Genomic DNA, 21136 nt, shown 5'->3' with positions numbered 1-21136 from the left:
GCTTAAAAGGTGCCGGGGTAGGCGCCGCCGTCGAGCAGGATGTTCTGGCCGGTCAGGTAGCCGGCATGGGCGCTGCAGAGCATCGCGCAGAGCGCGCCGAACTCGGCCGCCTGGCCGAGGCGCTGCGCCGGAATCGCGGCGGCGCGCTTGGCCATCACCTGCTCCAGGGTCTGGCCGGTCTTGGCGGCGGCCGCGCCCATGGTCTTGCCCAGGCGCTCGGTATCGAAGGCGCCGGGCAGCAGGTTGTTGATGGTGACGTTGCGCCCCGCCAGCCGCGGTTGGCGCGCCAGCCCGGCCACGAAGCCGGTGAGGCCCGAGCGCGCGCCGTTGGACAGGCCCAGGGTATCGATCGGCGCCTTCACCGCGCCCGAGGTGATGTTGACGATGCGGCCGAAACCGCGCTCGGCCATCGCATCCACCGTCGCCTTGATGAGTTCGATCGGCGTAAGCATGTTCGCTTCCAGCGCGGCCAGCCAGGCGGCGCGGTCCCAGTCGCGGAAGTCGCCGGGCGGCGGGCCGCCGGCGTTGTTGACCAGGATGTCCACCTGCGGGCAGGCCGCCAGCGCCGCGGCGCGGCCGGCCTCGGTGGCGATGTCACCGGCCACCGCGCGCACCTGCACCGCCGGGTTGAGCGCGCGCAGCTCGGCGGCGGTGCGCTCCAGCGCCTCGGCGCCGCGCGCGGTGATCACCACGTTCACGCCCTCGCCCACCAGGCTTTGCGCGCAAGCGCGGCCCAGGCCCTTGCTGGAGGCACATACCAGCGCCCAGCGTCCCTGCAGTCCCAGATCCATCACAACTCCTCTAGCGCCAACGCGCCAACAGCCACACGCCCGCCAGCACCAGCAGGGTGCCCAGCGCCACCCAGGGCGTGAAGGGCTCGCCCAGCAGCACAACGCCCATCAGTATCGTGGACATCGGGCCGATCATGCCGGTCTGCGCCGCCATCGAGGCGCCCAGGCGCTCGATCGCCATCATCACCATCAGCACCGGCGCGAAGGTGCAGGCTGTGGCATTCAGCACCGACAGCCAGATCACCGCCGGCGCCACCTCCAACAGGCCGTGCAGCGGGCGCAGCAGCAGGAACTGCGCGATGCACAGCAGGCAGGCCACCGTGGTGGCCAGGCCGGTGAGGCGCAGCGAACCCAGGCGCTGCACCTCCTCGCCGCTGAAGAGCAGGTAGACCGCGTAGCTGAGCGCGCTGCCGAACACCAGCGCCGCGCCCAGCCAGACATTGCCGCCCTGCAGATGCAGCTCCTGGCCGAACACCAGCAGCACGCCCGCGTAACTCAGGCCCAGGGCCAGCAGCTGCCGACCGCTGACGCGGCGCTTGAAGATCAGCCAGCCCAGCGCCAGCACCAGGGTCGGGTTGAGATAGAGGATGAGGCGCTCGAAACTCGCGCTCACATAGGCCAGGCCGGCAAAGTCCAGAAAGCTGGCCAGGTAGTAGCCGGTGAAGCCCAGGCCCAGGATGACGCGCCAGTCGCGCCCCGTCAGCGCCGGCTTGCCGCGGCCGGCCCACCAGGCCAGCGCCAGGAACAGCGGCAGCGCGAACAGCATGCGCAGCATGATCAGGGTGACCGCATCCACCCCATGGCGGTAGGCCAGCTTGACGATGATGGCCTTGCCCGAAAAGGCCACCGCGCCCATGGAGGCCAGGGCCAGGCCGGGCCCCAGGGCCGGTTTGGAACTCATGGCCCCATTCTAGGAAGGCCGCGGCAGCAGCCGCTTCGCGAGCCGGCAAGCTCAGGTTCGCAGGGGGGCCATCGGCGTGGTCGCGGTGAGCAGCTTTTCCATCAGCTCGCGCACGCTGCGGATCTGCTCGCCGAACGGCAGGCTGCCGGCGCCGCGGAAGAACAGGCCCTTCTTGATGTCGCCGCGCAGCGCGGCGGCGAGCTGGTTGTCGATGCAGAACTGGCCCCAGTCCTTCAGGCCGTCGCGCAGGCCGCATTGGGCCAGGCAGTCGAACGCCTTGGTGCAGCGGCTCTTCACATGCGCCACCGCCTGCAGCTTCTGCTCGATCTTCAGATAGGCCTTCAGCCAGGGCGTGCCCACCGCGCGCGCCGGCAGGCCGGCGACGCTGGTGAACTCCAGCATGTCCTCGTCGCGCGCCTCGGCCAGCACGCGCTTGAACTCGGGGTGGGCATCGGCCTCCTCGGTGACGGCAAAGGGCGTGCCCAGCTGCACGCCGGCCGCGCCCAGCGCCTGCAGGCGCGCGATGTCCTCGAAGCTGCGCACGCCACCGGCGGCGATGAGCGGAATCCGCCCGGCCAGGCCGGCACGCTCGAAGAACTCCAGACATTCGGGAATGGCGCGCTCGAAGTCGAAGCGCCCGTCCTGCAGATCGCTGATGCGCGCCGCGCCCAGATGGCCGCCGGCCAGGCGCGGGTGTTCGATCACGATGGCATCGGGCAGGCGCTTCTTGCGCTCCCATTTCTTCACGATCAGCTGCACGCCGCGCGCATCGCTGAGGATGGGCATCAGCAAGGTGTCGGGATGGTCCTGGGCCAGTTCGGGCAGGTCCAGCGGCAGGCCGGCGCCCACCACCACCGCGTCGATGCCGGCCTCCAGCGCCTTGCGCACCGAGGCGGCGTACTCGCTCACCGCCCGCATCACGTTCAGCGCCACCAGGCCGCGGCCGGCCGAGCGCTCGCGCGCGCCGGCGATCTCGCGGCCCAGCGCCTCCAGATTCGCGGCGTTGATGACGCGCTTGGCCTCCTCGCCGGCATGGTGGCCCTCGGTGCGGGCCATCAGGTCGGGATGGTGGCGGCGCAGGTCCACCGAGCTCAGCGTGCCCATGCCGCCCTCGGCCGCCACCGCGCCGGCCAGGCGTTGCGCGCTCACGCCCACCCCCATGCCGCCCTGCACGATGGGCAGCAGGGCGCGGCCGCGCAGCATCAGGGGCTTGAGTCCGCTGCGTTCAAACAAGGGGCCCAGCTCGGGGGCGACGAAGGGAAGATTCATGGCGCGCTCGCATCGGCGAATAAGGGCAGGAACGCGATGCTGAGGGGCCGTGGTCCGTGACGTATTGACGCATATCAGGCACGGTTTCATCTTTTGCACCTCGCCCGCCTCAAGTGCCGCCCAAGCCCTCCGATACAGGCCCCAGCACCGCCCGCGCGAGGCGGCTTGAATGATGCGCACAAGGGAGCCGCCACGGCAGCCAGCCAGCTGCCTCTATGCAGCGCCATGGCGCGTCTGCATAGTCGGGGAACCAGGGAATCAGAGCATGAGGTATCAAGACAGCATCGCACGCAGCGCCGAGTACCTGCGCACCGCCTTGCCCATGATGTCGCGCCAGCGCGCCGCGCTGCATCCGGTCAGCTACGCCGTGTGGTACGAATTCGTCAGCGGCAGCAACCCGGCGCTGGCCCAGGCCCTGCAGGAATTGACCCAGGGCAATCGCCCGCTCGACGAGACCCAGACCTGGGAGCTCTACCGCAGCCATATCGCCGAGCTCGACACCGAGAGCGCCACCCGCCTGGGCGAGGGCCTGGGCAATGTGCTGGGCCAGATCGCCCACAGCGCCGAGCTCGCGGAAGACCAGACCCAGACCTTCGGCCGCTCGCTGGGGCGCTGGAACGAGCAGCTGCGCAGCGCCGCGCCGGGCCAGCACACCCAGGTGCTGGCCGAGCTAATGGCCGGCACCCAGGACATGCAATCCACCATGAAGGCGCTGCGCGCGCGCCTGCATGCCAGCCAGTCGGAGATCGAGCACCTGCGCCACGAGGTCGAGCGCACGCGCGGCGAGGTGCTGCTGGACGCCCTCACCGGCCTGGCCAATCGCCGCGCCTTCGAGCAGCGCCTGAATGAATGCGCGCAGAGCGAGCATGCCGGCAGCCCGGTGGCGCCCTGCCTGCTGCTCAGCGACATCGACGGCTTCCGCCAGCTCAACGAGCGCTATGGCCTGGACTTCGGCGATCAGGTGCTGCGCAGCGTGGCGCGCGTGCTGCAGCGCTGCGCGCAAAGCCATCATGTGGTGGCGCGCGTGGGCGGCGAGGAGTTTGCCCTGCTGATGCCCGAGGCCGGCCTGCACGAGGCGCTGATGCTGGCCGAGCAGCTGCGCGAGGGCATGGCCAGCACCGGCATCGCCACCGATGCCCAGGGCCCGGCGCGCGTGACGCTCTCGCTGGGCGTGACCCAGCTGGGCCAGGGCGAGGCGCCGAGCGCCTTTCTGGCGCGCGCCGACCTGGCGCTGCAGGCCTCCAAACGCGGCGGCCGCAACCGCGTCACGGTGCTGTCGGCACAGGAATCGCTGTCCGCCTGAGGGCGCGCGTTGCATCCAGGGCAAGACCCGGCACCGACGGGCTTTGAGCCCTGGTTTTGTGTGGATAATCGCGCCACATCCCGCCGGCTGCCAAGCGGCCGGAGCCTGGGAGACGACATTCAAGCAAAGGCCTGCAAGTGCCCGTGAATCTGCCGCTGATCAATCAATCGCTGCGCATTGCGGTGGTGATGGCCCTGCTGGTGGGCCTGTTGCTGCCCACCGCGGTGGTGCTGGTCTACGAGCAGCAGCTCACGCGCGACACCGCCATGGAGGACCTCAAGCGCGACCTCGCGCGCGCCTCCGAAGTGCTGGCGCTCTCGCTGGCCGAGCCGATCTGGCAGGTCTCGCCCGATCTGGCCGAACCGATGGTGAACGCCCAGCTCGACGACCCGCGCTTCGTCTCGGTGCTGGTGACGGAGAGCTCGGCCCAGCAGGCCTTTCTGGAGCTGCCCAAGGAAAAGCGCGAGGTCAGTGACCCCGCGCTGACGCTCTCCGACACCCGCGCCGTGGTGCGCGACGGCCGCGAGATCGCCAAGCTGACCGTGGTGATGAGCGCCGAGCCGCTGCTGGAGCGCAAGCGCGAGGACATGCTGCGCACGCTCTTGCGCAGCGGCCTGACGCTGACGCTTTCGCTCGGGCTCATCATCATCCTGATCCAGCGCCGCGTGCTGCACCCGATGGACCGGCTCAGCCGCGCCGCCGACGAGCTGGCCGCCGGCCATCTCGAGAAGCCGCTGGAGCTGGGCGGCGAGGACGAGATCGCGCGCGTCGGCAAGGCCATGGAGCGCATGCGCCAGGCGCTCTTGAAGGCCTTCGAGGAATTGCGCGGCCATGCCAACACCCTGGAAGACCAGGTGGCGCAGCGCACCACCGAGCTGACCCAGGCCAACAACGAGCTCACCCAGGCCCTGGGCAACCTCAAGACCGCGCAGCGCGAGCTGGTCGAGTCCGAGAAGCTGGCCTCGCTGGGCCGGCTGGTGGCGGGCGTGGCGCATGAGCTGAACACGCCGCTGGGCAATGCGATGACGGTGGTCTCGGCGCTGGAAGACCGCTGGGCCAAGCTGGACCAGATGCTCAGCGACAACACGCCGATGCGCCGCAGCCTGCTGGAAGACCTGGTGAAGGACACGCGGCGCGGCCAGGACATCCTGCAGCGCAATGTGCAGAAGGCCGCCGACCTGGTGCGCGACTTCAAGCAGGTGGCGATCGACCAGACCACCGACTCGCGCCGCGAGTTCGACCTCGCCCAGGTGGTGGAAGACGTGATCGTGATGGTGGAGCCCAGCTTCAAGCACACGCCCTTCCAGATCGTCACCGACCTGGAAAGCGGCATCGCGATGAGCAGCTACCCGGGCGCGTTGGGCCAGGTCCTGACCAATCTGCTGATGAATGCGCTGGTGCACGGCTTCGAGGGCCGCGATGCCGGCCAGGTGCGGGTGCGCTGCCAGCGTGTCGAAGGCGGCAACCAGGTCGAGCTGATCGTGAGCGACAACGGCCGCGGCATGGATGCCTCGGTGGCGCGCCGCATCTTCGATCCCTTCTTCACCACCAAGCTCGGCAAGGGCGGCTCCGGCCTGGGCATGCACATCGTGCACAACATCGTCACGAATGTGCTGGGCGGCTCCATCGAGGTGATCTCCAACCTCGGCCAGGGCGCCACCATGCTGATGCGCATGCCCCTGGTGGCCCCCGAGCGCAGCGGCGACACCGACAACGCCATCCTCTAGGGCTGGCGCCAGGGCGGCTGCAGCGCTGCCATGCCCCAGATGCGATAGGCCCAGAAGCTCTCGTCGTCCATGCGGCGGCGCAGCTCCTCAGGCGCGAAGCCGGTCACGCGCCGCGTCTGGCGGCATAGATGGGACTGATCCGCATAGCCGGCACGCTCGGCCACGTCGGCCCAGCTCCAGTCCGCCTCCTGCACGGCCAGCACCGCCTCGAAGAAGGCGCGCTCCGACCTGCCCATGCCGCGCAACTCACGCAGCGGCTGTCCGGTCCACTGTTTGATGCGCCGCTCGATCTGGCGCACGCTGCGGCCCAGCGCCGACGTGGCGGCGCGCAGCGCCAGGCCCTGGCTCCAGTCCTCGATGCGATGCACGCCGGCCGATCCCTCGGGCCGCGCCGCCTGCCACCAGGCATCCAGTCGCGCCTGCAGCAGGGCGATCCGCGCGGCGTCGTCGGCGGCCTCGCGCACCTCGCGGCAGAGCTGCCACCAGCGCTCGCCCAGCACCTCGCGCGCCGGCGCCACGCGATTCACCCAGTCGGACGGCGCAACGCCCGTGAGCGCCTGCAGCGCGTCGGGGCGCAGCATCAGCTTCATCAGATGCACCGGGCCCGCGCTCCAGCTCGCCACCGGCCGCGTCCAGGGGCCGGCAAAGACAAGCTCCGCCGGCATGGGCCGGCGCGGCCCCTCCTGCGGGCCGCCCGGCGGCAGCTCGAACAGCTCGACCTGGCCGTCAAAGATCCAGGTGATGCTGCACATGGGTGTGCAGGGAAAGTAGCTGCGGCGCTGCTGATCGTCCAGCTGCAGGCCGCGCGTATCGCGCAGCAACACCGCCTGCACGCAATGGCTCAGCGACAGGCGTGGCAGCAGCAGCTGCGCGTACTCGCGACGGCTGGTGGGCTGGGCAAGCGCATGCATGGGCGGCAGTATAGAAGTCGGCCGTCGCGTGTCGCAAAGCTTCAAGACAGGCCGCCCGCGCCTGGCCTAGCATGCGCAGCGATGCCCACCCGCCGCCACCGCACCTGCTCCCTGCCCGTTCATGACGCCTGATCCCCTCCCCCCGGCCCCAGCCGTGCTGCTGGCCACCTCGGGCACCGGTGGCGACCTGCTGCCGTTCCTGCGCATCGCCCAGGCGTTGCAGGCGCGCGGCCGCCGCGTCTGCCTGTTCGCGCCCAGCCTGTACGAGGCCACGCTGCGCGAGGCCGGCGTCGATTACCGCCTGTTCGGCACGCCCGAGCAGGATCAGGCGCTGCTGGACAACCCGCTGCTGTGGCATGAGCGCGAAGGCATGGGCGTGATCCTGCGCAGCCTGCTGTCACGCCTGCAGGCCTTGCACGAGCTGCTGTTGGCGCAGCCCGGCGACGCGCCCTGCACCCTGCTGTGCCACCCCATCCTGCTGCCCGGCGCGGCGCTGGCGCGCGCGCACCGCTCCGGCCTGCGCGTGATCGGCGTGCAGTTGGCACCGTCCAATCTGCGCACCGTGCACGACCCGCTGATGATGGGCGCGCAAAGCATCGCGCCCTGGGTGCCGCGGTCCTGGCGGCAGGCGATGTGGCGGCTGGTGGACCGCTGCTGGATCGATCCAGCCATCCTGCCCGCGCTGAACGCGGCGCGTGCCGGGCTGGGGCTGCCGGCCGTGCCGCATTTTCTGGCCCATATGCAGGAGGCCTGCGACGCCTCGATCGCGCTGTTCCCGGACTGGTTCGCGCCCGCGCATCCCGACTGGCCGGCCAGCCTGCAGGCGGGCGACTTCCTGTTTGCCGAAGCGGGCTGCAGCGCGCCGCTGGCACCCGCGCTGCAGCAGTTTCTGGCGGCGGGCGCGGCGCCGATCGCCTTCACGCCGGGCACCGGCCACCGCCATGCGGCCGAGTTCTTCGCCGCGGCCCTGCGGGCGTTGCGCGGCCTGGGGCGTCGCGGGCTCTTCATCAGCCCGCATGCCGAGCAGATTCCGCAGCCCCTGCCGCCCGAGGTCCTGTGGCAGGCACAGGCGCCGTTCGAGACCCTGCTGCCGCAGGTGGCGGCGATCGTCCATCACGGCGGCATCGGCACCATGGCCGAGGGCCTGCGCGCCGGCGTGCCGCAGCTCATCGTGCCCAGCGGCTTCGACCAGTTCGACAACGGCGAACGCGCCAGGCGCCTGGGCGTGGCCGAGGTGCTGCCGGCCAAGCGCGTGAACGCGCGGCGTCTGCAACGCCGCTTGCAACGCCTGCTGGACGAGCCGGGGCGCCGGCAGCAATGCCAGGCCGCCGCCGCGCGGCTGGCCCAGGGCCTCGGGCGCGCGGGCCTGCTGGACCGGATCGAGGCGCTAGTGGATCACCAGCACCGGCAGGCGTGACTTCGCCAGCACCGCCTTGGTGTGCGAGCCGAACAGCCATTCGCCCAGGCGGCTGCGGCCATGGGTGGCCATCACGATGAGGTCGCAGCCCTGCTCGCGCGCGGCGTCGACGATGGCCTGATCGACGTCATCGGAGCGCAGCTGCAGGCCCTTGAAGGCCACGCCGGCCGCGCGCGCCGCGGCCTCGAACTCGCCCAGCACCTTCTCCGCATGGGCATCGGTGTAGGCACGGTGCTGGTCGGCCGCGAGCTGGTAATTGCTGGGATGCATGCCCACCGCCGGCAGCACCGGCAGCGATTCGCACACCAGGCCGCTGACTTGCGCGCCCAGCGGCTTGGCCAGGGCCAGTGCGGCCTGCACCGCATGCTGCGACAGCTCGCTGCCGTCGACGGGGACCAGAAGATGCTTGTACATGGCGGACCTCCTGAAGCGGGAGCTTAGCCGCAAGACATCGGTTCTTAGCGCCGCGGCGCCCAGGCGTCGTCGATCTCGTTGAACAGCGCGCCCGGCTCGGCCGCGCGATAGGGTCCGGTGCCGCTGTGCTCGGAGCTCGACGCCGGCACGAAGGCGCCCTTGTTGACGTCGAACACATGCACCTCGCCGGCCTCGATCACATAGTGCCAGCCATGCAGGGCGATGCGGCCCTGCTCGACGCGGGCGCGCACCATCGGGTAGTCCATCAGCCGCTCGAGCTGCAGCACCACCGAGCGCTCCTCGGTGCGGCGCAAGGCCTCGTCGCTGAGCTGCACCGGCAGCGTGGCCTCGCGGCCCAGATCCAGCCAGGCCTTCAGGTTGGTGGCCTCGTTCGGCACCTCGCCATAAAGCGCGCGGATGCCGCCGCAATGGCTGTGGCCGCACACGACGATATGCTGCACCTCCAGCGCCAGCACCGCGTACTCGATCGCCGCGGCCGTGCCATGGTGGCCGGCCGAGCCGTCGTAGGGCGGCACGAAGGCGCCCACATTGCGCACCAGGAACAGCTCGCCCGGCCCGGCGCCGGTGAGCATATAGGGCACCAGGCGCGAATCCGAGCAGCCAATGAAGAGCGTGGTGGGATGCTGCCCCTGCTCCACCAGATCCTTGAACTGGGCCTGGTATTGCGGGAAATAGTCGGTGTTGAAACGACGCAGTCGGGACAGCAGTTCGTCGGGCATGGTGTTACTGCAACAGCGGTGAGTCGGCAGCTTCCAACTCTATGCCTTCCAACACCGCCTCGCCGGCCAGCAGATTCAGGTACTGGCGCAAGGCCGTCACATAGGCCTGCTGCCTGAGCGTCTGCGCGATCGCCGCGGCCACCGCCTCGAAGGGCTGGGCCACGCCGGGCTCACGGGCCTCCACACGCACGATGTGGAAGCCGAAGCGGGTGCTGACCAGGCGCGGCAGCACGCCCACATGGGCGCTGGCCTCGTCCTGGCCGAACAGGGCCGCGCTGAACTCGGGCACGCAGTCGCCGCGCGCGAGCCAGCCCAGCTCGCCACCGTCGGCGCCGCTGGGGCAGTTGGACTGCTCGGTGGCCGCCGCCGCGAAGGCCGCGGCATCGCCGCAGCGCAGGCCCACCAGCAGGCCCTCGGCGCGCTTGCGCAGGGCGTCCACATCCACGCCGGGGGTGACGGCAAACAGGATGTGGCTGGCCTGCACGCGCTCGCCCTGGGCGAAGCGCGAGGCATGGGCATCGAAGTAGCGCTGGCAGGCGGCCTCGTCGGGCTCGGGAATGCGGATCTCGCGCTCCAGCAAGGCCTCGATGGCGGCCGAGGCGGTTTCGCTCAGCACACCGTCCAGGCTGGGCAGATCGCCCACCGCCAGCAGGCCCTGGCGCTGCGCCGCCTGGCGCAGCAGCTCGCTATAGGCGCGCTGGCGCAGCTGCTCCAGGTCGGGGCTCTCGCCCTCACCCTGCAGCGGCACGCCGTTGACCATGGGCAGCGGCGCGCGCGGGTCGGCCTTCAGCTCCAGCGCGTCCTTGGCGCCACCACCACCACCGCAGCCGCAGGAGCCGCCACCACATCCAGTTGATCCAGACATTTTCTTGTCTCCTCTCAGCGCCGTTGCGGCGTGGTGTGGCCGGGCGGCAGCGAAATACGGCGGCTGCGCACCATCTGGTAGGGCCGCGCGATATAGGCCAGCGTGCCGAAGCCGCTCCACACATGCACCAGGCGGGTGAAGGGGAAGACCAGGAAGATGCTCATGCCCAGGAACATATGCAGCTTGAAGACCCAGCTGGCGTGGGCCAGCAGTTCCACCGCGCCACCCTGGAAGGTGACGATGCGCTGCGCCCAACCGGCCAGCTGCATCATCATGCCGCCGTCCAGATGCTGGGCCGACAGCGGAATGGTGGCCAGGCCCAGGGCGAGCTGAATCCACAGCAGCACCAGCAGCATGATGTCGCTGAACTTGCTGTTGAGGCGGATGCGCTCGTCGGACAGGCGGCGGTGCAGCAGGATGCTGACGCCCGCGAAGCCGGCCAGGCCGGCCAGGCCGCCGCTCACCATGGCCATCAGCTGCTTGTTGCCGGCGCTGATGAAGTGCTCGTACAGGAAGTGCGGGGTCAGCATGCCCACGCTGTGGCCGAAGAACAGGAACAGCACGCCGACGTGGAACAGATTGCTGCCCCAGCGCAGGCTGCCGGCGCGCAGCAGCTGCGAGGAGTCGCTCTTCCAGCTGTACTGGTCACGGTCGAAGCGCAGCAGGCTGCCGATCAGGAACACGGCCAGGCAGATATAGGGGTAGATGCCGAACAGGGCGAAGTCTAGAGAGCTCATATGCGGGCTCCTTCTTGGCTAGGGTTCTTCTTGACGATATGGATGGGCTGGGGCGCACCGGGCCGGCTCTGGCCCTTGGACGAGCAGCCATCGAAGGCCGGGGGCTCCGCCCAGGCCTCGTCCATCGGCTCATCGGGCGTGATCTGCACCGCCTGCGGCTTCTCCCCGGCCAGCTCCAGCACCGCGCCGATGGCGGCGGCGTAGGGGTTCTCGCGCTTGATCAGGGCCGTGTGGATGGCGTTCAGGATATGCGCCATCTCGCCCAGGAACTCGCGCGCCACCGCCGGCGGCTGGGTGGAGGCGAACTCCAGCACCACCGGCAGATAGTCGGGCAGCTCGCTGGCATCGAAGAACATGCCGGCCTGCTCGTAGGTCTTGGCCAGGTCCACCAGGGCCGGGCCGCGTTCGCGCGAGTCGCCATGCACATGCTCGAACATGTGCAGGCTGGTGGCGCGGCCGCGGTCGAAGCTCTCGACATACAGGGCCTGCACCGCGAAGGCACCGTCCTGGCCGGGGCGCGCCAGACGCGCCACCAGGGCCTGCATCTCGGCCAGCCGCGCCGGGCTCAGCGCGCGCTCCTGCTGCAGGGCCTGCAACAGCTCGGGCAGCAGCGCGCGGGTCTCGTCGCTGGGATAGTCCAGCAGCTTGGCCAGCACGCGGCAGCTCAGGGAGATCGCTTGATTCTGTTTGCTTGACATCGTGCGTCTCCTCAGACCGTGGTCTTGATCGGGATGGTGCGCTTCTTCTGGCCGCCGAACAGGCTCACATTGGTCTCGCCCTCCGAGCAGCCGTTGCCGAAGCTGAAGCCGCAGCCACCGCGCAGGTCGTAGGCGTTTTCGGCGTACTCGCGGTGCGTGGTCGGGATGACGAAGCGGTCCTCGTAGTTGGCGATCGCCATGGTCTGGTACATGTCCTCGACCTCGTGCTTGATCAGGCCCACCTGGTCCAGCACGGTCTTGTCCTCCACGCCGTCCACATGCTTGCCGCGCTGGTAGGCGCGCATCGCCAGCATGCGCTCCAGCGCCCGCTCCACCGGCTTCACGTCGCCGGCGGTGAGCATGTTCGCCAGGTATTGCACCGGGATGCGCAGCTGCTTGACGTCGGGGATCTGGCCGTTCACGCCGATCTGGCCGGCGTTGGCGGCCGAGCTGATGGGCGACAGCGGCGGCACATACCAGACCATCGGCAGCGTGCGGTACTCGGGGTGCAGGGGCAGCGCGACCTTCCAGTCCACCGCCATCTTGTAGACCGGGCTCTTGCGCGCGGACTCCAGCCAGGCCTCGGGGATGCCGTCCTTGCGCGCCTGCTCGATCACGCGCGGGTCATGCGGGTCGAGGAAGATGTCCAGCTGGGCCTGGTAGAGGTCCTTGTCGTCCTTGACGCTGGCGGCTTCCTGGATGCGGTCGGCGTCGTACAGCAGCACGCCCAGATAGCGGATGCGGCCCACGCAGGTCTCGGAGCACACGGTCGGCTGGCCCGCTTCGATGCGCGGGTAGCAGAAGATGCACTTCTCGGCCTTGCCCGACTGCCAGTTGTAGTAGATCTTCTTGTAGGGGCAGCCCGACACGCACATGCGCCAGCCGCGGCACTTGTCCTGGTCGATCAGCACGATGCCGTCTTCCTCGCGCTTGTAGATCGAGCCCGAGGGGCAGCTCGCCACGCAGGCCGGATTCAGGCAGTGCTCGCACAGGCGCGGCAGGTACATCATGAAGGTGTTCTCGAACTGGCCGTAGATGTCCTTCTGGACATCGTCGAAGTTCTTGTCCTTCGAGCGCTTGGCAAATTCGCCGCCCAGGATTTCCTCCCAGTTCGGGCCCCACTCGATCTTCTCCATGCGCTTGCCGGTGATCAGGCTGCGCGGCCGCGCCGTCGGCGGTGCCTTGCTCTTGGGCGCCGACTGCAGATGGTCGTAGTCGAAGGTGAAGGGTTCGTAGTAGTCGTCGATCTGCGGCAGGTTCGGGTTCGCGAAGATGCGCATCAGCAGCTTCCACTTGCCGCCCTGGCGAGGTTCGATCTCGCCATTGGCCTTGCGGATCCAGCCGCCATGCCACTTGTCCTGGTTCTCCCATTCCTTGGGATAGCCGATGCCGGGCTTGGACTCGACGTTGTTGAACCAGGCGTATTCCATGCCCGGGCGGTTCGTCCAGACGTTCTTGCAGGTGACCGAACAGGTGTGGCAACCAATGCACTTGTCCAGGTTCAGCACCATGCCGATTTGTGCTCTGACTTTCATGCGTGTGCTCCTTCCGCGGCTGCCTCGTCGTCCATCCAATCCACCTTGGCCATCTTGCGCACCAGCACGAACTCATCGCGGTTGGTGCCAATGGTTCCGTAATAGTTGAAACCGTAGGCCAGCTGCGCGTAGCCACCGATCATGTGGGTGGGCTTGGTGACGATGCGGGTCACCGAGTTGTGGATGCCGCCGCGCGTGCCGGTGATCTCCGAGCCCGGGGTGTTGATGATCTTCTCCTGCGAGTGGTACATCAGCACCATGCCGGGGTTGACGCGCTGGCTCACCACCGCGCGCGCCGCGATCGCGCCGTTGCTGTTGAAGAGCTCGACCCAGTCGTTGTCGACGATGCCGGCCTTGCTGGCGTCGTCCTCGCTGAGCCAGATCACCGAACCACCGCGGTTCAGCGTCAACATCATCAGGTTGTCGCTGTAGGTCGAGTGGATGCCCCATTTCTGGTGCGGGGTGATGAAGTTGAGCGCGATCTCCTTGTTGCCGTTCGGTTTGACGTTGTGCACATCCACCAGCGTCTTCAGATCGACCGGCGGGCGATAGCTCGAGAAGCCCTCGCCGAAGGCCTGCATCCAGGGGTGGTCCTGGTAGAACTGCTGGCGGCCCGTCAGCGTGCGCCATGGGATCAGTTCATGCACATTGGTGTAGCCGGCGTTGTAGGACACCTTCTCGCTCTCGAGACCCGACCAGGTCGGGCTGGAGATGATCTTGCGCGGCTGCGCCTGGATGTCGCGGAAGCGGATCTTCTCGTCCTCGCGGTGCAGGGCCAGATGGGTATGGTCCAGGCCGGTCTGCTTGCCCAGCGCCTCCCAGGCCTTCACGGCCACATGGCCATTGGTCTCGGGCGCCAGCGACAGCACCACCTCGGTGGCGTCGATGTCGGTCTCGATCCTGGGCATGCCCAAGGTCACGCCCTCCTCGCGCACCCGGCCGTTCAGATCGCCCAGCTGCTCGACCTCGGTCTTGGTATCCCAGCCGATGCCCTTGCCGCCGTTGCCGGCCTTGTTCATCAAGGGGCCCAGCGCGGTGAAGCGCTTGTAGAGATTGGGGTAGTCGCGCTCGACCACCGCGATCGAGGGCGCGGTCTTGCCCGGGATCAGCTCGCACTCGCCCTTCTTCCATTCCGCCACGCCGAAGGGCTGGGCCAGTTCGGCCGGGCTGTCGTGCATCAGCGGGGTCAGCACCAGCTCCTTCTCGACGCCTAGATGGCCGACGCAGAGCTCGCTCAGCTTCTTGGCAAAGCCCTTGTAGATCTCCCAGTCGCTGCGCGCCTGCCAGGCCGGGTCCACCGCGGTGGACAGCGGGTGGATGAAGGGGTGCATGTCGCTGGTGTTGAGGTCGTTCTTCTCATACCAGGTGGCGGTGGGCAGCACGATGTCCGAGTACAGACAGGTGGTGCTCATGCGGAAGTCCAGCGTCACCAGCAGGTCCAGCTTGCCTTCCGGCGCCTTGGCGTGCCATTCCACTTCCTCGGGCTTGGCATCGTCCTGGCCCAGGTCCTTGCCCTGCACGCCGTTGGTGGTGCCCAGCAGATGCTTGAGGAAGTACTCGTGGCCCTTGCCCGACGAGCCTAGGATGTTGGAGCGCCACACAAACATATTGCGCGGCCAGTTGGCGGGATGGTCGGGGTCCTCGCAGCTCATGCGCAGCGAGCCGTCCTTGAGCGCCTTGACCGCATAGTCCTTGGCGTCCATGCCGGCGGCCTGTGCGTCCTTCACCGCCTGGATGGGGTTGGTCTGCAGCTGCGGCGCGCTCGGCAGCCAGCCCATGCGCTCGGCGCGCACGTTGTAGTCGATCAGGCTGCCGCCATAGGCCTTCTTGTCGGCCAGCGGCGAGAGCACCTCCGTGACATCGAGCTTCTCGTAGCGCCACTGGTCGGTGTGGGCGTAGAAGAAGCTGGTGCTGTTCATCTGGCGCGGCGGGCGGATCCAGTCCAGCGCGAAGGCCAGCGCGGTCCAGCCGGTCTGCGGGCGCAGCTTTTCCTGGCCCACGTAATGCGCCCAGCCACCGCCCGATTGGCCGATGCAACCGCACATCATCAGCATGTTGATGATGCCGCGGTAGTTCATGTCGCAGTGGTACCAGTGGTTCATCGCCGCGCCGATGATGACCATGGACTTGCCACGGGTCTTGTCGGCGTTGTCGGCGAACTGGCGGCCCACCGTGATGATCTGCTCGCGCTTCACGCCGGTGATGGATTCGGCCCAGGCCGGGGTGTAGGCCTTGTTGTCGTCGTAGCTGGTGGGGGTGTCGTCGCCCAGGCCGCGGTTGATGCCGTACTGCGCCACCTGCAGGTCGAACACCGTGGCCACCAGGGCCTCCTCGGCGTCCTCGTGCTTGCCCAGCTTGAGGCGCACCACCGGCACATTGCGCGAGAGCACGTCCTGCTGCTTGTTGGCGGTGAACTGCGGCGACTCGATGCCGCCGAAATACGGGAAGCCGATCTCGGCCACCTCATGCGCCTGCGCGCCATCCTCGATGATGGAGAGCTTGAGCTTGACGTCGCCGTCGTGGATGGCTTCCTTGGATTCCAGGTTCCACTTGCCCAGGTCGGGGCGCTCGCCGGCGCCCCAGCGGAAGCCGATCGAGCCATTCGGCAGCACCACCTTGCCGGCGGTGTCGAAGGCCACGGTCTTCCACTCGGGGTTGTTGTCCTGGCCCAGCTTGCCACCGAAATCGCTGGCGCGCAGGTAGCGGTCGGGCACCAGCAGCTCGCGGCCATCGGCCGTGACCTGCTTCTTCATCTTCACCAGCAGCGGCAGATCGGTGTAGCGGCGCGCGTAGTCGTCGAAGTAGGCGCTGCGCTTGTCGAAGTAGAACTCCTTCAGGATCACATGGCCCATCGCCATCGCGATGGCCGCATCGGTGCCCTGCTTGGGGTGCATCCAGATGTCGGCCAGCTTGGAGATCTCGGCGTAGTCGGGCGTGATCGCCACCGTCTTGGCGCCCTTGTAGCGCACCTCGGTGAAGAAGTGGGCGTCCGGCGTGCGCGTCTGTGGCACGTTGGAGCCCCAGGCGATGATGTAGTTCGAGTTGTACCAGTCGGCGCTCTCGGGCACGTCGGTCTGTTCGCCCCAGATCTGCGGGCTGGCGGGCGGCAGGTCGCAGTACCAGTCGTAGAAGCTCATGCACACGCCGCCCAAGAGGCTCAGGTAGCGGCTGCCGGCGGCATAACTGATCATCGACATGGCCGGGATCGGCGAGAAGCCGATCACGCGATCCGGGCCATGCTTCTTGATGGTGTAGATATTCGCCGAGGCGATGATCTCGTTGACCTCGTCCCAGCTCGAGCGCACGAAGCCGCCCAGGCCGCGGTCCTGCTGCCATTCACGACGCTGGTCGGTGTTCTCGACGATATTGGTCCAGGCGTCCACCGGGCTCTTGGCCACCGCGCGCGCGGCGCGCCAGTGCTTGAGCAGGGAGCCACGCACCATCGGGTACTTGACGCGGTTCGCGCTGTAGAGGTACCAGCTGTAGGAGGCGCCGCGGGCGCAGCCGCGCGGCTCGTGGTTGGGCAGGTCCGGGCGGGTGCGCGGGTAGTCGGTCTGCTGGGTTTCCCAGGTGACGATGCCGCCCTTCACATAGATCTTCCACGAGCAGGAGCCCGTGCAGTTGGTGCCGTGGGTGGAGCGCACGATCTTGTCGTGCTGCCAGCGCGCCCGGTAGGCGTCTTCCCAGGTGCGGTCTTCACCGGTGGTGCGGCCATGGCCGTCGGCGAAGTCTTCTTTCGGTTGAGCGAAATAGCTCAGGCGGTCGAGGAAATGACTCATGTTGTGCTTCCTTAAAGGGTTCCGCTCAAGGATTCTTGACGTAGGCGTTGGCGCGCAGGTAGAACCACCAGTTCAGCACCAGGCACACGGCGTAGAAGACGGCAAAGCCGTAGAAGGCGTATTGCGGCGTGCCGGCCTTGATCTGCTGGCCGATCAGCACCGGGGCGATGAAGGCGCCGTAGGCGGCCACCGCCGAGGTCCAGCCCAGCACCGGGCCGGCCTGCTGGCGGTCGAAGATGAAGCCGACGCTGCGGAAGGTCGAGCCGTTGCCGATGCCGCTGGCGGCGAACAGCAGGATGAACAGGCCCATGAAGGTGCCGAAGTACTGCTCGGGCGTGGCCGACTGGTAGGCCTGCAGCATCACATAGCCCACCGCCGCCGAGGCCACCACCATGATGGCCGAGATGATCTGGGTGACGATGGAGCCGCCCACCTTGTCGGAGATCCAGCCACCCACCGGGCGCACCGCGGCACCGACGAAGGGGCCGATCCAGGCATAGGTCAGCGCTGACGGGGCGTTGGGGTTCTTCAGGGTGTGCTGCAGCACGCCGGCGGCATCGGGCACATGCTGGAAGCCGAAGATCACGGTGATCGCCAGCGGCAGGGCCATCGAGAAGCCGATGAAGCTGCCGAAGGTGACGACGTAGAGCGCCGTCATGGCCCAGGTGTGCTTGTTCTTGAAGATCTCGAACTGCTTGGCGACGTTCTCCTTCATGGTGCCGAAGGCGGCCAGCTTCATCACCAGCAGCGCGGCGACGATGTCCAGCGGGATCGCCACCCACATGTTCAGCAGGCCCAGCCCGGTCGGTGCCGGCAGGTAGAGGTAGAGCATGGCGATCGAGGGGACGAAGGCCAGCGAGTACAGATAGATGATCTTGAAGAAGGCGGTGATGGGCGAGCCGGCCGCCGGCGTCACCGTCTTCAGGTTGTTCATGCCGAACCAGCACAGGATGGACAGCGGCACCAGCGAGAGCACCCAGGCGAAACCGGCGTTCTGGATATAGGTGGGCGTGCCCGCCTTGATCTTGCCGAGGATCCAGCCGCTGTCCTTGATGAGGGCCTTGGCCTCGCCGCCGAAGGCGCCGAACAGGCTCATCGTCATCACCAGTGGGATCACCACCTGCATGGTGGTGACGCCGAAGTTGCCCAGGCCGGCATTCAGGCCCAGGGCCGTGCCCTGCAGGCGCTTCGGGAAGAAGGTGCTGATGTTGGACATCGACGAGGCGAAGTTGCCGCCGCCCACGCCCGACCACAGCGCCATCAGCTGGAACACCCACAGCGGCCACTCAGGATGCTGCAGGGCCACGCCGGTGCCGATGGCGGGAGCCAGCAGCATCGCGGTGGTGAGGAAGATGGTGTTGCGGCCACCCGCCATGCGGATCAGGAAGCTGGCCGGGATGCGCATGGTGGCGCCCGAGATGCCGGCAATGGCGGTGAGCGTGAACAGCTCGGCCTGGCTGAAGGGGAAGCCCAGGTTCAGCATCTGCACGGTGATGATGCCCCACATGCCCCAGACCGCGAAGCCGCACAAGAGCGCGGGGATCGAGATCCAGAGGTTGCGGTAGGCGATCTTGCTGCCGGTCTTGGCCCAGAAGGCATCGTCTTCGGGACGCCAATCCTGGATGTCAGCCGCGCTGCCGCCGGAAGCGGTGGCGCCGGTCTGCGTGGTGGTATTCATGGTGCTTGTTCCTTGTTGTGCACCCGGCTCAGCGGGCGAAGGACTGGGAGATCGGCGAGACCGGGGCGTTCTTGCCCATCATTTCGGTCTTGCGCACCTCGGTCCAGTACATCCAGATCAGCGACACCCAGACCACACCATACATCAGCATGAAGCAGCTGGAGCGGATGCCGGTGAGGTCCATCAGGGCGCCGAACATGATGGGCAGGACGAAGCCGCCCAGGCCACCGGCCAGGCCGACGATGCCGCTGATGGTGCCGATATTGGCGTGGTAGTCGTCGCTGATGTACTTGAACACGCTGGCCTTGCCGAAGGCCCAGGCAATGCCCAGGGCGAACATCAGCGCCGTGAAGACATAGACGTTCAGGCCGACGTGGAAGGTCTTCAGGCCGTTGACGGTCTGGATGCTGAAGTCAGTCTGCGGGTAGCTGAGCAGGAACAGCACGATCCAGCTCACCCACAGCACCCACCAGGTGACGTTGTGGGCGCCATGCTTGTCGGACAGCCAGCCGCCGATGGCGCGCAGCACGCCGCCAGGCAGCGAGAAGCAGGCCGCCAGCAGCGCCGCCACGCGGATGTCCAGGCCGTACTCGCCGACGTAGTACTGCACCATCCACAAGCTCATCGCCACATAGCCGCCGAACACGATGCTGTAGTACTGGCAGTACTTCAGCACCTTGGGATCCTTCAGCGCCTTGAGCTGGCTGACGAAGCTGGATTGGCTGGAGACCTGGTGATCATCGTCGGTGGCGCTGAAGAGCCAGAACAGGATGGCCGTGCCCAGCAGCACGGCGGCATAGACCTGCGGCACCATGGTCCAGCCGAAACCCACCACCAGGGCGGGAGCGACGAACTTGTTGACCGCCGCGCCCGAGTTGCCGGCGCCGAACACGCCCATCGCAAAGCCCTGGCGGTTCTTCGGGAACCAGCGCGCCACATAGGGCGTGCCCACCGAGAAGGAGCCGCCGGCCATGCCGACGAACAGGCCGATGGTGAGGAAATGCCAGTAGGCGGTGGCATAGCTCATCAGCCAGATCGGGATCACGCAGGAGAGCATCAGTGCGAAGAACACGATGCGGCCGCCGAACTTGTCGGTCCAGATGCCCAGGGGCACGCGGATCAGCGAGCCGGTTAGCACCGGCATGGCGGTCAACAGACCGAACTCGGTGGCATTCAGGCCGAGCTGCTTCTTGATCGGAATGCCGATCACGCCAAACATCATCCAGACCATGAAGCACACGGTGAAGGCCAGGGTGCTGACGATCAGCACCGAAAGCGCCTTGCCGTTGGGCTTGGGACTTGCAGACATGGGATTGCTCCTCGCTTTTTCCATGCTCAGCACTTTCCCGCATGCGCGGCCGCGCGCACATCCTCCGCTAGCAGGGCTCGGGCGCGGCAGAGGGAGGAGGCGCCCACAGCACGCCATCGTTCTGAAGAACTACTCCCTTCGGAATTGCGGTCGGCTTTGCACCAGATCAAATCCGCATACCCCAGTGAAACGGTCAACTTAGGGCCTGGAGGACGACACCATGAATCCCATGCCACAACTTGGCCGCCTCAGCGCCGCACAGCGCCGCGCCAGCTATCCCAGCGCCTACCAGCGTGCGCTGGGCCTGGCCCTGAAGAAGGCCCTCGCGCCCGCCGACGACCTCGACTACCTGGCCGACGAGCTGATGCAGCTGGGCCAGCCCCAGCAGGTGCGCGCGCGCAAGCCGGTGTTCCAGGCCGGCGAACGCGATGCCCAGCTGTGGCTGCTGGTGAGTGGCAAGGTGGCGCTGGGCAAGCATGATGCCCAGGGCCGCTGGTGGCAATCGCGCGAGTTCGGCCCGGGCGACTGGATCGACCTGCTGAGCGCCTGGGTGGGCGAACCCCATGCCGAGACCGCCATCGCGCTGACCGAGGTGCAGGCCCATGCCCTGCCGGTGGAGGCGGTGGCCCAGCTGTGCGACACCCAGCCCGGCCTGGCGCGCGCGCTGCTGCGCTGCGTGGCGGCACGCGCACGCGGCGTCACCCTGGACCGCCAGGCCCTGCTCACCAAGGACATCCACGCCCGCCTGGCCGCCTGGCTGCTGGAGCAATCGCGCCTGGCCGGCGATACCGACGAGCTGCAGCTGCAGCTGCAGAAAAAGGACCTGGCCTCGCAACTGGGCGTCACGCCCGAGACCCTCTCGCGCAGCCTGCGCGCCCTGCACGACCAGGGCATCGCCCGCGTCGATCGCTACCAGCTCTCCATCACCGACCGCCCCGCCCTGCAGGCGCTGGCGGATCGGCAGCCGTCGAGGTATTCGCGATAAACCTCGTCCCCCGGACCGTCTGACTTCCAGCACGGGCAATAGGGCAGGCTACATTGCGCCAGCCTGAGGCGGTGCCG

At 67.9% G+C, this 21136-nt stretch carries 17 protein-coding genes; 4 read left to right on the top strand and 13 right to left on the bottom strand.

The genetic code is table 11. The features are described 5' to 3' along the window. Positions 1 to 2 precede the first annotated feature (2 nt). The 3 genes from PFX98_RS17345 to PFX98_RS17335 are packed head-to-tail and all read right to left on the bottom strand — an operon-like array spanning position 3 to position 2961. Complete coding sequence (locus PFX98_RS17345; RefSeq protein WP_285231740.1) at positions 3 to 791, bottom strand: SDR family oxidoreductase; 789 nt, start codon at positions 789 to 791, stop codon at positions 3 to 5. A gap of 10 nt (positions 792 to 801) precedes the next feature. Then, a complete protein-coding gene (locus PFX98_RS17340) occupies positions 802 to 1692 on the bottom strand; it encodes a DMT family transporter (RefSeq protein WP_285231739.1) in 891 nt (296 codons plus the stop codon). A gap of 51 nt (positions 1693 to 1743) precedes the next feature. Then, a complete protein-coding gene (locus tag PFX98_RS17335) occupies positions 1744 to 2961 on the bottom strand; it encodes an NAD(P)H-dependent flavin oxidoreductase (protein WP_425334621.1) in 1218 nt (405 codons plus the stop codon). A 265-nt stretch (positions 2962 to 3226) separates the two neighbouring features. Here PFX98_RS17335 and PFX98_RS17330 point away from each other — a divergent pair, with 265 nt between their 5' ends. Together PFX98_RS17330 and PFX98_RS17325 are read left to right on the top strand one after the other, a co-directional pair. Beyond that, the gene (locus PFX98_RS17330; protein ID WP_285231738.1) at positions 3227 to 4264 is read left to right on the top strand and encodes a GGDEF domain-containing protein; all 1038 of its coding nucleotides are present in this window, start codon (positions 3227 to 3229) and stop codon (positions 4262 to 4264) included. Positions 4265 to 4407: 143 nt separating this feature from the next. Continuing rightward, positions 4408 to 5991 (top strand): sensor histidine kinase, encoded by a 1584-nt coding sequence (locus PFX98_RS17325; protein WP_285231737.1) that lies wholly within the window; start codon positions 4408 to 4410, stop codon positions 5989 to 5991. Here PFX98_RS17325 and PFX98_RS17320 read toward each other — a convergent pair. Continuing rightward, positions 5988 to 6902, bottom strand: a complete 915-nt coding sequence (locus PFX98_RS17320) for a helix-turn-helix domain-containing protein (RefSeq protein ID WP_285231736.1) — start codon at positions 6900 to 6902, stop codon at positions 5988 to 5990. The two genes, PFX98_RS17325 and PFX98_RS17320, sit on opposite strands and share 4 nt — an antisense overlap. A gap of 121 nt (positions 6903 to 7023) precedes the next feature. Here PFX98_RS17320 and PFX98_RS17315 point away from each other — a divergent pair, with 121 nt between their 5' ends. Then, positions 7024 to 8319, top strand: a complete 1296-nt coding sequence (locus PFX98_RS17315; protein ID WP_285231735.1) for a glycosyltransferase — start codon at positions 7024 to 7026, stop codon at positions 8317 to 8319. On the opposite strand, the gene PFX98_RS17310 is transcribed toward PFX98_RS17315, so the two are convergent. From PFX98_RS17310 to PFX98_RS17270, 9 genes are read right to left on the bottom strand one after another with little or no spacing between them, the layout of a single operon-like run. Continuing rightward, complete coding sequence (locus PFX98_RS17310) at positions 8290 to 8733, bottom strand: universal stress protein (RefSeq protein WP_285231734.1); 444 nt, start codon at positions 8731 to 8733, stop codon at positions 8290 to 8292. The genes PFX98_RS17315 and PFX98_RS17310 overlap by 30 nt on opposite strands. 44 nt (positions 8734 to 8777) lie before the next feature. Next, positions 8778 to 9473 (bottom strand): carbonic anhydrase, encoded by a 696-nt coding sequence (locus PFX98_RS17305; RefSeq protein WP_285231733.1) that lies wholly within the window; start codon positions 9471 to 9473, stop codon positions 8778 to 8780. A 4-nt stretch (positions 9474 to 9477) separates the two neighbouring features. Beyond that, positions 9478 to 10338: a peptidylprolyl isomerase gene (locus PFX98_RS17300; protein ID WP_285231732.1), complete on the bottom strand. Its 861-nt coding sequence runs from the start codon at positions 10336 to 10338 to the stop codon at positions 9478 to 9480. Positions 10339 to 10352: 14 nt separating this feature from the next. Beyond that, positions 10353 to 11075 (bottom strand): respiratory nitrate reductase subunit gamma, encoded by a 723-nt coding sequence (gene narI, locus PFX98_RS17295; protein WP_285231731.1) that lies wholly within the window; start codon positions 11073 to 11075, stop codon positions 10353 to 10355. Continuing rightward, positions 11072 to 11773 (bottom strand): nitrate reductase molybdenum cofactor assembly chaperone, encoded by a 702-nt coding sequence (gene narJ / locus PFX98_RS17290; protein ID WP_285231730.1) that lies wholly within the window; start codon positions 11771 to 11773, stop codon positions 11072 to 11074. Before narJ ends, narI begins: the two co-directional genes overlap by 4 nt. Before the next feature lie 11 nt (positions 11774 to 11784). After that, positions 11785 to 13308 carry a nitrate reductase subunit beta gene (narH, locus tag PFX98_RS17285; protein ID WP_285231729.1) on the bottom strand — a complete coding sequence of 508 codons (1524 nt, stop codon included), beginning with the start codon at positions 13306 to 13308 and terminating at the stop codon, positions 11785 to 11787. Next, positions 13305 to 17087 carry a nitrate reductase subunit alpha gene (locus tag PFX98_RS17280; RefSeq protein ID WP_285231728.1) on the bottom strand — a complete coding sequence of 1261 codons (3783 nt, stop codon included), beginning with the start codon at positions 17085 to 17087 and terminating at the stop codon, positions 13305 to 13307. The genes narH and PFX98_RS17280 overlap by 4 nt, the downstream gene beginning before the upstream one ends. Positions 17088 to 17112: 25 nt before the next feature. Next, the gene (locus tag PFX98_RS17275; RefSeq protein ID WP_285231727.1) at positions 17113 to 18765 is read right to left on the bottom strand and encodes an MFS transporter; all 1653 of its coding nucleotides are present in this window, start codon (positions 18763 to 18765) and stop codon (positions 17113 to 17115) included. Between the two features lie 28 nt (positions 18766 to 18793). Further along, positions 18794 to 20074 (bottom strand): MFS transporter, encoded by a 1281-nt coding sequence (locus PFX98_RS17270; RefSeq protein WP_285231726.1) that lies wholly within the window; start codon positions 20072 to 20074, stop codon positions 18794 to 18796. Between the two features lie 220 nt (positions 20075 to 20294). On the opposite strand from PFX98_RS17270, the gene PFX98_RS17265 reads away from it, so the two are divergent. After that, the gene (locus PFX98_RS17265) at positions 20295 to 21059 is read left to right on the top strand and encodes a Crp/Fnr family transcriptional regulator (protein WP_285231725.1); all 765 of its coding nucleotides are present in this window, start codon (positions 20295 to 20297) and stop codon (positions 21057 to 21059) included. The last annotated feature ends 77 nt before the right edge of the window (positions 21060 to 21136 follow it).

This window comes from Paucibacter sediminis, from assembly GCF_030254645.1.
Lineage (GTDB): Bacteria > Pseudomonadota > Gammaproteobacteria > Burkholderiales > Burkholderiaceae_C > Paucibacter_B > Paucibacter_B sediminis.
This window is presented reverse-complemented; position numbering and strand designations above follow the sequence as displayed.